At 50.4% G+C, this 13,334-nt stretch carries 12 protein-coding genes; 8 read left to right on the plus strand and 4 right to left on the minus strand.

The window, feature by feature from the left end:
* The first annotated feature begins 209 nt into the window (after positions 1 to 209).
* A complete protein-coding gene (locus O9X78_RS13230; protein WP_269620178.1) occupies positions 210 to 632 on the plus strand; it encodes a c-type cytochrome in 423 nt (140 codons plus the stop codon).
* Between the two features lie 185 nt (positions 633 to 817).
* The gene (locus O9X78_RS13235; RefSeq protein ID WP_269620179.1) at positions 818 to 1,750 is read left to right on the plus strand and encodes a trypsin-like peptidase domain-containing protein; all 933 of its coding nucleotides are present in this window, start codon (positions 818 to 820) and stop codon (positions 1,748 to 1,750) included.
* A 4-nt stretch (positions 1,751 to 1,754) separates the two neighbouring features.
* Here O9X78_RS13235 and rep read toward each other — a convergent pair whose 3' ends face one another.
* Entirely contained in the window at positions 1,755 to 3,761 is a 2,007-nt protein-coding gene (gene rep / locus O9X78_RS13240; protein ID WP_269620180.1) for a DNA helicase Rep, read from the minus strand.
* Between the two features lie 394 nt (positions 3,762 to 4,155).
* On the opposite strand from rep, the gene O9X78_RS13245 reads away from it, so the two are divergent.
* Together O9X78_RS13245 and O9X78_RS13250 are read left to right on the plus strand one after the other, a co-directional pair.
* Positions 4,156 to 5,433 carry a sulfotransferase family protein gene (locus tag O9X78_RS13245; protein ID WP_269620181.1) on the plus strand — a complete coding sequence of 426 codons (1,278 nt, stop codon included), beginning with the start codon at positions 4,156 to 4,158 and terminating at the stop codon, positions 5,431 to 5,433.
* A gap of 1 nt (position 5,434) precedes the next feature.
* Positions 5,435 to 6,376 (plus strand): lysophospholipid acyltransferase family protein, encoded by a 942-nt coding sequence (locus O9X78_RS13250; RefSeq protein WP_269620182.1) that lies wholly within the window; start codon positions 5,435 to 5,437, stop codon positions 6,374 to 6,376.
* Positions 6,377 to 6,552: 176 nt separating this feature from the next.
* Here the strand turns inward: O9X78_RS13250 and O9X78_RS13255 are convergent, their stop codons facing one another.
* The 3 genes from O9X78_RS13255 to O9X78_RS13265 all read right to left on the minus strand — a co-directional run bounded on the left by O9X78_RS13255 (position 6,553) and on the right by O9X78_RS13265 (position 9,685).
* Positions 6,553 to 7,803, minus strand: a complete 1,251-nt coding sequence (locus O9X78_RS13255; RefSeq protein WP_269620183.1) for a response regulator — start codon at positions 7,801 to 7,803, stop codon at positions 6,553 to 6,555.
* A gap of 97 nt (positions 7,804 to 7,900) precedes the next feature.
* Complete coding sequence (locus O9X78_RS13260; protein ID WP_269620184.1) at positions 7,901 to 9,382, minus strand: YifB family Mg chelatase-like AAA ATPase; 1,482 nt, start codon at positions 9,380 to 9,382, stop codon at positions 7,901 to 7,903.
* 39 nt (positions 9,383 to 9,421) lie between these two features.
* Positions 9,422 to 9,685 carry an accessory factor UbiK family protein gene (locus tag O9X78_RS13265; protein WP_269620185.1) on the minus strand — a complete coding sequence of 88 codons (264 nt, stop codon included), beginning with the start codon at positions 9,683 to 9,685 and terminating at the stop codon, positions 9,422 to 9,424.
* Between the two features lie 315 nt (positions 9,686 to 10,000).
* Here O9X78_RS13265 and O9X78_RS13270 point away from each other — a divergent pair, with 315 nt between their 5' ends.
* The 4 genes from O9X78_RS13270 to ureC are packed head-to-tail and all read left to right on the plus strand — an operon-like array spanning position 10,001 to position 13,311.
* Entirely contained in the window at positions 10,001 to 10,885 is an 885-nt protein-coding gene (locus O9X78_RS13270) for an urease accessory protein UreD (RefSeq protein WP_269620186.1), read from the plus strand.
* 49 nt (positions 10,886 to 10,934) lie between these two features.
* Entirely contained in the window at positions 10,935 to 11,237 is a 303-nt protein-coding gene (gene ureA, locus O9X78_RS13275; RefSeq protein ID WP_269620187.1) for an urease subunit gamma, read from the plus strand.
* A 38-nt stretch (positions 11,238 to 11,275) separates the two neighbouring features.
* Positions 11,276 to 11,611, plus strand: coding sequence for an urease subunit beta (locus tag O9X78_RS13280; protein ID WP_269620188.1), 336 nt, complete (start codon positions 11,276 to 11,278; stop codon positions 11,609 to 11,611).
* Entirely contained in the window at positions 11,608 to 13,311 is a 1,704-nt protein-coding gene (ureC, locus tag O9X78_RS13285; RefSeq protein WP_269620189.1) for an urease subunit alpha, read from the plus strand. The genes O9X78_RS13280 and ureC overlap by 4 nt, the downstream gene beginning before the upstream one ends.
* The last annotated feature ends 23 nt before the right edge of the window (positions 13,312 to 13,334 follow it).

Raw genomic sequence — 13,334 nt, forward strand, 5'->3', positions numbered from 1 at the left:
TATGAAAGTAGATTTGTATTTTAGTTTAAGTCTATCGGCGTATTTCCTGTCTAAAAGTCGTGGTTAGAAGGCTTATTTTTAATACCTTAGACCATAAGCGCTTCGCGCTATTGGAGTAATCGCGACCATGCCGTTATAATGCGCGCCAGATTATAATACGGGGCCGTTGGGTCTTGTAAGCAAAGAGGACGTTAACGGTGAATAGTGCAATGTTAAAGAAATTAGCCGCCGCCTTTGGTTTGGTGATGGTGTGTGTATCGGCGTGGGCTTTGACTGACAAGCAAATGGCTGAAGTAGAAAGCCGCATTCAGCCTGCCGGTAAAGTGTGTTTACAAGGTGATAATACCTGCGGAGCGGCGGTTGCATCGGTAGGCGGCGCGCCTAAGTCGGGTGAAGACGTTTACAAAGGTAGCTGCCAGGGCTGCCATGCTTCTGGTGCCGGCGGTGCGCCTAAAGTTGGTGATGTAGCTGATTGGGGTAAACGTGCTGAACAGGGCGTTGATACTCTGCATAAACACGCTATCGAAGGTTTCAATAACATCGGTATGATGCCGCCGAAAGGTTTGTGCATGAGCTGTTCAGATGAAGAAGTGATGGCTGCGGTTGATTACATGCTGGAAAACAGTAAGTAATTGCTTTAAAGCACGAAAGGCCGCGCATTGCGCGGCTTTTTTTTGTCCAAAATAAATCTGCGACAGGGGAATCGGCGTATCGTTAGGATTCATGTGGCGTGCGTTTGGTGTCGATATTGGGCATCAATACCGTAAATGACCTACGTTCTGCGCTATTCTGTTAATAATAAATAAGATGAATGGATATGACGGTGATGACTCGATGGCTGGTTTTTGTATTTGTGGCGCTTCTATCGGCCTGTGGCGGTTCGTCAAACTCGTCTAATTCAGCGCCCTCAAACAATGGCAGTACAGCAGGCACAGATAATCCTCCTCAGGGGAATAATGGCGGCGGCAGTCCTGAAACTCCGGTGAGCTTTGGGACTCCGGCCAGTAGCCAGATCCGGCCGGGAATGGAAATAAGCGCTGACGGCAGCGGTTGCACAGGTAATTTCTTGTTCTCGCCCAATGCACAGACGGTGTATATCGGGGTGGCGGCTCACTGCTTCAGTATTGATACCAACGACGGGATTGATCCCTGTGAAACCAATAATTTACCCATTGGTTTTAACCAAGTCATTATTGAAAATGCGACTCAGCCTGGCGAGCTGGTGTATTCCAGTTGGCGCGCCATGCAGGAGCAGGGCGAAACACCGGGCTCTGACGTCTGTGTTTACAACGATTTTGCCTTGGTCAAAGTACATGCTGACGATCTAGCGAATATTCATCCCGCGTCGTTTGCCTTTGGTGGGCCGGTGTCATTGTTCACGGGTTTAGCCTCGGTGGGCGACAATGTGTTTGCCTATGGCCGTTCCCCCTTTCATTTTGGTTTGCGTAATTTAGAGGCTAAAACTGGCTCAATTACAGCGGTATTGGGGGATGGCTGGGCTTATGAAATACGCACGGACAAAGCCAGTATTCCAGGTGACAGTGGTGGCCCCATTTTTGGCCCCGACGGGCAGGCCCTGGCGGTGACCAGTGTGTTGTCAGTGGGTTTGGGCGGGCCTACCGTGTTAAATGTAAGAAACGGCGTCGCCAATGTTGATCGGGCCTTGAAATATGCGATAGATGCCGGATTTATCAATGCCGACACCAAATTGTTGGTGTGGCCGGATTTCTATCCGGCGGGCAATTTCTAGGGACTTAGCCGAGGATATCCCTCAGGCTGGCGAGGGTTTCGCCGCCGCGCTTTTGGTTTTGCGCGGGATCATTGTCGCCGCGACCTTCCCATTCTAAATCTTCTTGGGGTAATTCAGCTAAAAAGCGACTCGGATCGCAGCTGCTAAACTCACCAAAACTTTTACGCTTGGCGCAGTAACTCATGGTAAGGGTGCGCTGGGCGCGGGTGATGCCCACATAACAAAGGCGGCGCTCTTCTTCGATCATGCCGTCATCTATGCTGTTTTGGTGGGGTAAAATGCCTTCCTCCAAGCCAATCATAAAGACGTGGGGAAACTCCAAGCCCTTGGCGGCGTGAAGTGTCATAAGCTGAACTTGATCATCGCTTTCTTTCTCGTCTTCTTGGCGCTCCATTAAATCCCGCAGTACTAAACGGCTTATTGCGCCCTCGATGGCATTTTCGCTGTCATCGTCTTTTATCGACTTTTCCAGAGAATTGATCAGGATATGCACGTTAGCCATGCGTCGCTCGGCAATAGCTACCGATGAGCTGTTTTGAATTAACCAGTCGAGGTAGTCGATGTCGCTGACCAACTGCCGAACATTGGCGACGGGCTCATCCTCGTAACATTTCCGGCGCAAGTTATTCAGCCAGCCCGTGAATTCCCGCAGACGCGACACTGCCGCTTCCGGCAGGTGTTGGCTCAGGCCCATTTCATTGCAGGCATCGTACATGCTGATTTCACGGTCAGTGGCATAGAGGCCGAGGCTTTCAAGGGTAGAGGTGCCAATCTTTCGGCGCGGCACATTCACAATTCGCAAGAAGGCATTGTCGTCACCGGGATTAATAATCAGCCGGAGATAGGCCATGATGTCTTTAATTTCATTGCGGGCAAAAAACGACGTGCCGCCACTGAGCTTGTAGGGAATTTGATGCACTTGTAGCTTTAATTCTAATAAGCGTGACTGATGGTTGCCGCGATACAGCACGGCGTAATTACCAAATCGTCCCTGCGTACGCAGCTTGTGGTCTAAAATTTCGGTTACCACGCGCTCGCATTCGGCATCGTCGTTGCGGCATCGAATAATACGAATATGTTCACCGTGACCGAGCTCAGACCACAGCGCCTTATTGTGTTCATGGGGATTGTTGGCGATAACGGTATTGGCCGCTTTGAGAATACGAGCGGTGGAGCGGTAATTTTGCTCCAACTTAACAACTTTTAAATGCGGGTAATCTTTGCCGAGCAAAGACAGGTTTTCGGGCTTTGCACCGCGCCAGGCATAAATTGATTGGTCGTCGTCGCCGACCACGGTCAGGCCGCCGCGATCGCCGACCAGCTGTTTGACTAAGTGATATTGCGCGCCGTTAGTATCTTGATACTCGTCCACCAGCATATAGCGAATTTTCTGTTGCCACTTTTCCAGAATCGCAGGCTGCTGCTCAAATAGCAGTGCAGGCAACATGATTAAGTCGTCGAAATCGAGGGCGTTATAGGCTTTTAAAGCATTCTGATAACGCAAATAGGCTTGTGAGCACAGGATGTCGGCTGGGCCTTCGGCGCTGGCAATTGCTTGCTGCGGAGTAATAAATTCGTTCTTCCACTGCGAGATTCGATGTTGAATGCGATCGGCATTGTCGCTCTCTGCACCGTGATCCTGCATCAGTAAATCGCGGATCAGAGTTTGCGCGTCTTGGCCGTCAAAAATGGAAAAGCCTGATTTATATTGTAGCGCCTTGTATTCGCTACGCAGTATCGTCAAACCCAAATTGTGAAAGGTGGATACCGTTAAGCCGCGGGCTTCTTTGCCCTTCACAAGCTGAGACACCCGTTCTTTCATCTCGCGGGCAGCCTTGTTCGTGAAGGTTACCGCTGCAATGTGGCGTGCGGGCATGCCGCACTTCTCAATCAAATACGCCATTTTGCGAGTGATCACACTGGTTTTACCACTGCCCGCACCCGCTAACACCAAAATGGGGCCATCGATGTAAAGCACCGCTTCGCGTTGTCTGTCGTTGAGTTTGCTCACACCTGAAGGGCTTCCGAAATCACATCTGGAGGGCCGAACATTGTAGCAGGGGCGGAGTGGGGGAAGAACCGCTGTATTGTAGTTTAATTATGCAGGTAGCTGGTTTGTGTGGTGATGATGGCTGCAATCCTAATTCAATAATTATCTGTTGCTGCGATAGCGTGAGATAGCAGTGAGCAGCTTAATTACCTCCAATGTCGATCTCCCTTTTAAGTGAAAACCGCGGTGCCACAAACAAAATGTCTGTGGTTGTGAACTGGTCGTAGTGCCCAATGCCTTTGGCTTGTGTATTTGTTGGTGGGCGTTCTGATATATTCCTAGTTCGATTTTTATTTTGTTTCCAACAGGTTGCGTTGCATGGCTGCGTCGATCTTCGAACTTGAGAGTTAAGTAGATGAGTCATACTGAGATTGCCGAAAAAAAGCCATGGCAGGAGGGTATAAGTTTAGGTCTTGTTGTTCGGGCCTTGGCGTGGTGCTTGGGCAAAGCTCAGGCCATTGGACTGAATTATCCTAATTTCTCCGAGCAGAAATTAATGGCGGCGGCTTGTAAAAAGACGGGGCTGCATGATTTTGGCGATGAACGCTTCTTAGTACCCCTGCGTTTGCGACTTAATTATCTGAAACATAATAAGCGCTTAAGTCCAATCGGCCGAGTGGTTGCGTGGCAGGTACTGCTTAAGCCTTTGGTGAATCGTTTGCGGATTAACGATCTGTTAAAGCGCCATCCTGAAATTCGCGAGCAGCGTATCGAGCGGCCCTTATTTGTCGCTGCTTTTCCGCGCACGGGTACCACCTTACTTAGCCAACTTTTGGCGCTAGATCCCAACTCACGCCCGCTTCTATTCTGGGAGGCAATGCAGCCAACGCCTGATGAAAATCATGTCGCCGGTGAAGATGATCCACGAATAGCTCAGGCTGATGGAATTGTCGGAAATTTGCGGCGTATGTTGCCAGCGCTCCGCAAGATTCACGATATTGATCCGCGCGGTCCTGAGGAATGTGCAGGCTTGTTAGCCAATGCCTACATTATGCCTATCTTCGAAGAGGACGATGTCAATTACCGGCAATGGATTCAGGGTCTAAGTAGAGGACAGGTTTGCGCTGCCTATGAAGAATACAAGGTGCAATTACAAATACTGCAGTGGCAGCGCGGTGGCGGCCATTGGGTGCTAAAAAGCCCCTTGCACCTGAATTGGCTAGATGCCTTGTTAACCACCTTCCCAGATGCCTGTGTGGTGCAGACCCACCGCGATCCAAAACAAGTTTTACCCTCAATCTGCAGCTTAGATGCGGTCATGCAGAAAGCCGCATGTGGTCAGGTTGATTGCGCGGAGGTGGGCCGGCACTTAAGTAGTCAGCTTGCCACTTCGCTGAAGCGGGGTATGGAGGCTCGCCTTCGCCATCCTAAGGATCAGGTTTTTGATGTGCAATATGCGGATTTACTGAGCGATCCAGAGGCGGTAGTTCGTCGCATTTATGATCATTTTGGGTATCCGTATTCCGATGTTATGGCGGGCAAAATTGCAGACTATTTAGCGGCTAATCCCCAGCATAAACACGGTAGTCATCAGTATCAGTTAAGTGACTTTGGCCTGACTGCTGAGGGTGTTGATCACACCTTTGGCGATTATTGCGAGCGCTTTCAGATCCCGCTCTTAGCACAGGTGTAGCATGACGAAAACCGAGGCATATAAAGAAAATGCTGAAGTACCGTCGGCTTCACGTGCGCGCCGACTGATTCTTCGTTTCAGTTATGGCGTCTTTAAGCTTTGCGCGAAATTACCCTTACATAGACAACTTGCGCTTGGTCGAGGCTTGGCGGTGATCCTGTGGCCCTTGCTTGGCCAGCGTATGCACGTTGCACGAACCAATTTAGCGCTGTGCTTTCCTGGGTTAGATGACGCCGAGCGCGACGCACTTTTGCGTCGCCATGTTCAGGCCTTGGGTATGGGCATCTTTGATTCAGTGGCGAGTTGGTTTAGCGCAGACGCTATTTTGAAAGATGAATTTCGCATTGAAGGCGCTGACTATTTAGACGAGGCACTGGCGCGTGGCAAAGGTGTGTTGCTGCTGGGTGCGCACTTTACTACCCAAGAGTTGGGTGTGCGTATGATTAGTTTTAAATACCAAGTACACGGGGTGTATCGCCGTCATCCTGATCCGGTTCAGGAGGCTACTGTGTTGAAGGCGCGACTGGCCCGTTTTGCCGATATGATTCCCAGCGACGATATGCGTAAGGCACTCAAATATCTGCGCCAGGGAAAAATTGTTTGGTATCCGCCGGATCAGGATTTCGGTGAGTATGGTATGGAGCACAGCGTGTTCCTGCCGTTCTTTGGTATAGATGCAGCCACGGTTACCGTTCCCGGCAGATTGGCTCGCAGTACTGGTGCAGCATTGGTGCCGTTCTTTTTTCGACGTGAAGAAGAGGGTCGCTATCTCTTGCGCGTACTTCCTCCACTGGATGAGGCCGCTGGTGACCCCGTAGAGGTTGCCAGAGTCTTTAATGAGCTGTTGGAAAAAGAAGTTAAAGAGGTGCCAGAGCAATACCTTTGGGTTCATCAGCGTTTTAAAACCCGTCCAAATCCAGATGAATCGTCGCCTTACATTTAACTAAGGCGCGTAAGTTGTTTTATTTCTTTGTTTGCTCGAATTTCGCAGAGCATCGAGCGGAAGCCTTGGCGTGGTGGTACACAGATTCATGCTGTGTAAAAGCCGGCCAGATAATTTACTGCGGCAGCGTTATTTTTGGTCGAGCAACAGAGGTCGCGGTGAACTTGCCGCTAGCGCTAAGGCTGGCAACTAGTAACGACCTGATTTCTTCCTTGTTCTTTTGCTCGATAAAGGTTGAGGTCGGCAGCGTGGATGTTGGCGTCTAGCTTTTCATTGTGCACGCTGGAAATACCAATGCTGATAGAAAATCCAAATTGGTAGTTGTTTTCATCTACTCGGCTGTCTGCAACTTTGCGTCTAAATTCGTCAAAGCGATTAAAAGTACTCTCACTATCGCTGGTGCTTAGAATACAAAACTCTTCGCCGCCAAAACGCGCAACGAGATCATTTGGAAACTCACCACGCAGTAGATCCGCCATATGCTTCAATGCGGTATCGCCGGCTTCGTGGCCATAGCGGTCGTTAATTTTTTTAAAGTGGTCAATGTCAATCATCGCTAGCGATAGTGGTGTTTCTTGAAATAACGCTTTTTGGTGCAGTAGCTTCCCTTCGTTAAAGAAATAGCGACGATTGTAGAGCTTGGTTAAGTAGTCGCGGTTGGCAGCGTCACGAATATCTTGAATATGATCGAGGTAATCGAGATTCTGATTCACGCGGCAGAGTAATTCTTCATAACTAAAAGGCTTGCCAATAAAGTCATTGGCGCCGCTCTTGAGGAGTTGCGCGGACAGTCGCGCCTCCCCAGAACTTGATAGTCCAATAATAGCCAGTTGGTCTTTCGGGTGGCGTGTTCTAAGTTGTTGAATAAGTTCGAAGCCATCCATTTCTGGCATATTGTAGTCTGTGATCACGAGCTTGATATCGGGATGTTCCATCATTTTTAGCAAGGCATCTTTTCCGTTTTCGGCGGTGATAACTTGCAGGCGCTGAATATCCAAGTGACGTTTAAGCATTAACAATGCAGATTTAGAATCGTCGACGATAAGGACTTTGGTTGAGTAATTCCGATGTACACGCTGGGCGAGGTGGCAAGCGTATTCGTAGGCGCTAATATTTTTCTTTAGAACGTAATCTACTACGCCAAGTTCAATCATTTTATTGCGTAATTCGTCGCCGAAATAACCGGTGAGAACAATGACTGGAATATCGTATGACTGAACTACAGGAACTATTTCGCCGTTCGGTGCGTCGGGAAGATTCAGATCCACCAGTGCGACAGTAAAGTGCTCGGGCTTATCTTTCAGTAGGGACTTGGCCTCGGCACCATTGCGGGCGACATAAGCTGTGAAGCCAAGAATATCTTCCAAGATTGCTTTCGCCATACTTGCTAGCGCTGCGTTATCTTCTACGACCAAGACGCTTGGCATTGCGAATAGAGCCTTATCATCTGTTTATAAACAGCAGTCTACAATTCGCTCCTTGGGAGGGGGATCAGTAATGTTGCCTATGCATTCGCGCATGAGCTTATTGATCACCTCGATAAATCATGGCCTCTTGTAAATGCGCGAGGCTGATGTCCTTTTCATCCGCAAGGTCAGCTATCGTGCGGGCGATTTTAATTAGGCGGTGGTGGGCACGGGCGCTAAGCCCCAGTTTTTGTTCTGCGCGGAGCATGAATTGTTTGCTGGGGTCATCTAACGCGCAGAACCTCGCCACTTCCTCGGCACTAAGTCTTGCATTGATATTAGAGCTGCGCTCATGCTGGCGGTCCCGGGCTGCACACACGCGTTCGCGAACCATCGCGCTGCTCTCTGCCTTACTTGAGTCTTGCAGCACTCCCGGCGGTAGTCGAGGCACGGTGATACGTAAGTCGATGCGGTCGAGTAGTGGGCCGGATAGTTTACTGCGGTAACGTTGAATTTGGTCTGGAGTGCAGCGGCAGTCTTTGTTTTCGTCGCCGTCATAACCACAGGGGCATGGATTCATCGCTCCGATCAATTGAAATTTTGCCGGAAAAGTTAATTGCTGTGCCGCTCGTGAGATAATGACTTCCCCCGATTCCATCGGCTCGCGCAGCACTTCCAGTACTTTGCGCGGATATTCCGGTAGTTCATCTAAGAACAAAACCCCGTTGTGAGCTAATGATATTTCGCCCGGTCGAGGATAACTTCCTCCACCCACTAAAGCTGCCGCAGAGGCGGTGTGATGGGGTGATCTGAAGGGGCGATGCAATCGCAGAGGCTGACTGGCGACGGACTGGACCGTGGCAATATCTAAGCGCTCGGCCTCAGTTAGGGGCGGTAAAATTCCGGGTAGCCGATTCGCCAATAGCGTTTTACCGGTGCCGGGTGGCCCACTTAGCAATAAACTATGACCACCAGCTGCGGCAATTTCCAGCGCACGTTTGGCGCCAGCTTGACCTTTAACGTCGCTGAGATCGGGATAGTTGGTTGTGTCGATGGGTTCAATACTGGCGCCTGCAAAGGGTAGTGTGTTTTGGCCGTGCAGGTGGGCGGCGACGGCGAGCAAGGAGTCCGCTTCGCGCAGGCCGGTGTCGTTAACGATACTGGCCAGTCCGGTATTTGCAGCGGGTAAGATGAGAATATGGCCTGCCAAATTTGCTTGGATGGCGGCGGGTAAAGCGGCATCAACGGCACGAAGTTCGCCGCTTAAGCCGAGTTCGCCAATGAGTTCTAGTTTTTCTAATGGCGCGGCAGGCACTTGCCCAGATGCGAGTAAAATACCGATAGCAATTGGAAGGTCGAAACGGCCCCCTTCCTTTGGTAAATCTGCGGGTGCAAGATTGACGGTGATACGACTGACCGGAAATTCGAAGCGCGAATTAATTAGCGCGGAGCGCACTCGGTCGCGACTTTCTCGCACCGTGGCTTCCGGTAAGCCGACAATATTAAAGGCGGGAAGTCCGCCAGATAAATGTACTTCAACGGTGACCAGTGGGGCATTTACGCCCAGCTTGGCGCGGCTGTAAACGGTGGCGAGTGGCATGTCTTCATCCTTGAAGGCCGCATTACGACATAGTAAAAATCAGTCTTTGCTGTTTGCTTGATTCTCAAGTAGCTCGGTGAGTTCAGCAAGTTGTTTTTCCAAGGCTTCCAGTTTGCCACGGGTGCGATTTAGTACGGCAACTTGTGCGTCGAATTCGTCACGAGAGACCATATTCAAACGGCTAAAACCGCCCTGCAGTAACACCTGCACTTTTTCTTCTATGTCCTGCTGAATGTCAGGACCGTTATTAATTAATCGACCAGCTTGTTGCGCTAGCTGAGAAATAAAATCTGGTTTGGCCATGGGGTGTCCACCTCTGTAATGGGTTTAAGTGTATCTTAAAAATGCCATTGGTATGAAGCTAGACGTCTATCGCGTGAATAAGCCGAGCGGCTATGTACTGCGGCACGCGTTTCGCGCATTACATTAGTGCATATATTATGAATCCAAGAACTGATTTGGCGCAGCTAAGTAAAAATGTGCACAGTGATGGTACAAATATTGCTGTTGCAGTCCGATACTGATGCCGAGATGTGATGGCATTTTAAATGGGAAATACACTGAAAGAAGGATTGGCCGTTGACGGCGCGAGCCCCCACACAGGAAGTAACTAAACCAATGGCAGTGCCGGACAAAGCCACTGGCGCTGAGTATGTGCCAATAAAGTCTTGGCAGGCGTCCATTGAGCTTGGCTTTCGCGCCGGTAAAAATCGCACCGATTTAGTGCGTTCTTTGCATAAGGGGCCGCTACGAGTGCAGAGCCCTTTCTATCCGGAAGACGACTGCTGCCATGTCTACTTGCTACATCCCCCCGGTGGCATGGTGCCGGGCGACGCATTGAGGGTTGGTTTAAATCTTGATGTTGGTGCAAACGCACTGCTGACCACGCCGTCTGCGGGCAAGGTGTATCGCAGTGATGCTGCAAAAACAGTGCAGTCACAGGGTATTTCAGCTCAGATTGCCAGCGCTGCTTGTCTTGAATGGCTGCCGCAGGAAACCATTGTTTTTGAAGGCGCAGAGGCGGAGTTGAATAACAACTTTGCCCTGCAGGGCGACGCTGCGTTATGCGCCTGGGATATTGTGGTTTTGGGTCGTCGCGCCAGCGGTGAAGGTTTTAAAAACGGCCACTGCACCCAGAAAATTGAAATAAGCCGAGATGGCAAACTCCTGTTGAAAGAGCGCACTGAATGGCTTGGCGGTAGCCGAATGCTGGATGCGCCTTGGGGTATGGGTGGAATGTCGGTGAGCGGCACTCTATTTGCTACCCTGCAGTGTGATCAACAGATGATGGACACACTGCGAGAGGGTTTGGCTGAACTTGTTGCCGGCCGAGGCTGGTTGCCTGCAGAGTGGGGTTTGTCGCAAAAACGTGAGATTTTTTTGGCGCGCTATTTGGGTAATTCACCCGAGCATTGCCGCAAGGGTTTTATGTGGTTGTGGTCGCAACTGCGGCCTAAGTTAAATGGGCGGGCGGCTTGTCCGCCGCGAATTTGGAATACCTAGCTCGCTCATTGGCGATTGAAATATTGATTGAATACGGGAAGTAACGGCGATGGAACTGAGTCCTAGAGATAAAGATAAATTATTAATTTTTACCGCTGCGCTGCTCGCAGAGCGTCGTAAGGCCAAGGGCCTCAAATTGAATTATCCAGAGGCGATAGCACTTATTTCCGCCGAGGTAATGGAGGGCGCGCGTGAAGGTCGCAGTGTTGCCGAGATGATGAGCGCAGGTCGTGAAGTATTGAGTCGTGATGATGTGATGGACGGCGTCGCGGAGATGATTCACGAGGTGCAGGTGGAGGCCACCTTCCCAGATGGCACCAAACTGGTCACCGTGCACAACCCAATTGTCTAAGAAATTGTGCAGCCCTTGGTTGCAAGAATGGAGGCTCTATGATTCCAGGTGAAATGCAGATAGCGCAGGGCGATATCGTTTTAAATGCGGGACGAGAAACCTGCACAATAGATGTTGCCAACAGTGGTGACCGACCCATTCAAGTCGGCTCCCACTATCATTTTTTTGAAACGAATCTAGCGCTGGTGTTTGACCGCGAAGCGAGTCGTGGCTTTCGTTTGAATATTGCGGCGGGTACGGCGGTGCGCTTTGAGCCAGGACAAAGTCGAGAAGTTGAATTGGTTGCCTTGTCGGGCAAACGCGAAGTCTATGGCTTTCGCGGTGCTGTCATGGGTGCTTTAGATGGCACTGCAAATACAGGAGCAAAGTCATGACAAGTATTGATGGCCGCGCCTACGCGGATATGTATGGCCCAACGGTGGGTGATCGAGTTCGTCTTGCTGATACTGAACTGTGGATAGAGGTGGAAAAAGATTTCACCACTTACGGCGAAGAAGTAAAATTTGGCGGCGGTAAGGTTATCCGCGACGGCATGGGGCAGAGCCAGTTAGGTAGGGAGTTTACTCCCGATACGGTTATTACTAATGCGCTGATCCTCGATCATTGGGGTGTGGTGAAAGCCGATGTAGCCATTAAGGCTGGTCGTATTACTGCAATTGGTAAGGCGGGCAACCCGGATATTCAGCCAGATATCGATATTATAATTGGGCCGTGTACAGAAGTGATTGCTGGCGAAGGCCAAATCTTAACGGCTGGTGCCATTGATGCTCACATCCATTTTATTTGTCCTCAGCAAATTGAAGAGGCGCTGATGAGTGGTGTGACCACTATGTTAGGTGGCGGCACGGGCCCGGCAACGGGAACCAACGCCACGACCTGTACACCGGGCGCTTGGCATATCGGCAAAATGCTGCAAGCGGCAGAAAGTTTTCCAATGAATTTAGGATTTCTCGGTAAGGGTAACGCCAGTTTACCCGGTGCTTTAGAAGAGCAGTTGCAGGCTGGCGCAATGGGTTTAAAACTTCATGAGGATTGGGGGACCACGCCGGCATCGATAGATTGCTGTTTGAGCGTTGCCGAAAAATACGATGTGCAGGTAGCGATCCATACCGATACTTTGAATGAATCGGGCTTTGTAGAGGATACCATCGCTGCATTTAAGGGGAGGACGATCCACACCTACCACACCGAGGGTGCGGGCGGTGGCCACGCGCCAGATATTATCAAAGCCTGTGGCTCACCGAATGTCTTGCCGTCCTCTACCAATCCAACCCGTCCCTACACAGTTAACACGGTAGATGAGCATTTGGATATGTTGATGGTCTGCCATCACCTTGATCCGAATATTCCAGAAGATGTGGCCTTTGCTGATTCGCGGATTCGTAAAGAGACGATTGCTGCGGAAGATATTCTTCACGATTTAGGTGCGTTTTCGATGATCTCGTCGGACTCCCAAGCCATGGGGCGTGTGGGCGAAGTGGTATGCAGAACTTGGCAAACCGCGCATAAAATGAAAGTGCAGCGCGGCCCACTCGCCGAAGATTCAGAGGGCAGCGATAACTTCCGCGCCCGTCGATATATTTCTAAGTACACCATCAATCCCGCCATCGCCCATGGAATTTCCCATGAGGTAGGCTCCATTGAAGTCGGTAAATTAGCGGATTTAGTGTTATGGAAGCCCGCATTTTTCGGTATTAAACCGTCGATGATTATTAAAGGCGGCGCCATTGCTGCTGCGCCAATGGGTGATCCAAATGCATCTATTCCTACACCACAGCCAGTGCATTATCGAATGATGTTTGGTGCCTTTGGCAAGGCCTGCGTACAGACTTCGGTCAGCTTTGTGAGCCAGCCGGCAATAGATGCGGATATCGCTTCGGGCTTAGGTTTAGAGCGGCCATTGGTCGCCGTCAAAAATTGCCGCAACGTCACCAAGGCAGACATGGTGTTGAATAATTATCAGCCGGTTATGGACGTCGATCCCGACACGTATGAAGTGCGTGCCGACGGACAGCTGCTGATTTGTGAGCCTGCGACCGAGCTACCACTGACACAGTTGTACTGCTTGTTTTAATGACAGCGGTGTTGCCGAGAATA

The sequence above is a fragment of the Zhongshania aquatica genome (genome assembly GCF_027257955.1).
Taxonomy (GTDB): domain Bacteria; phylum Pseudomonadota; class Gammaproteobacteria; order Pseudomonadales; family Spongiibacteraceae; genus Spongiibacter; species Spongiibacter aquatica.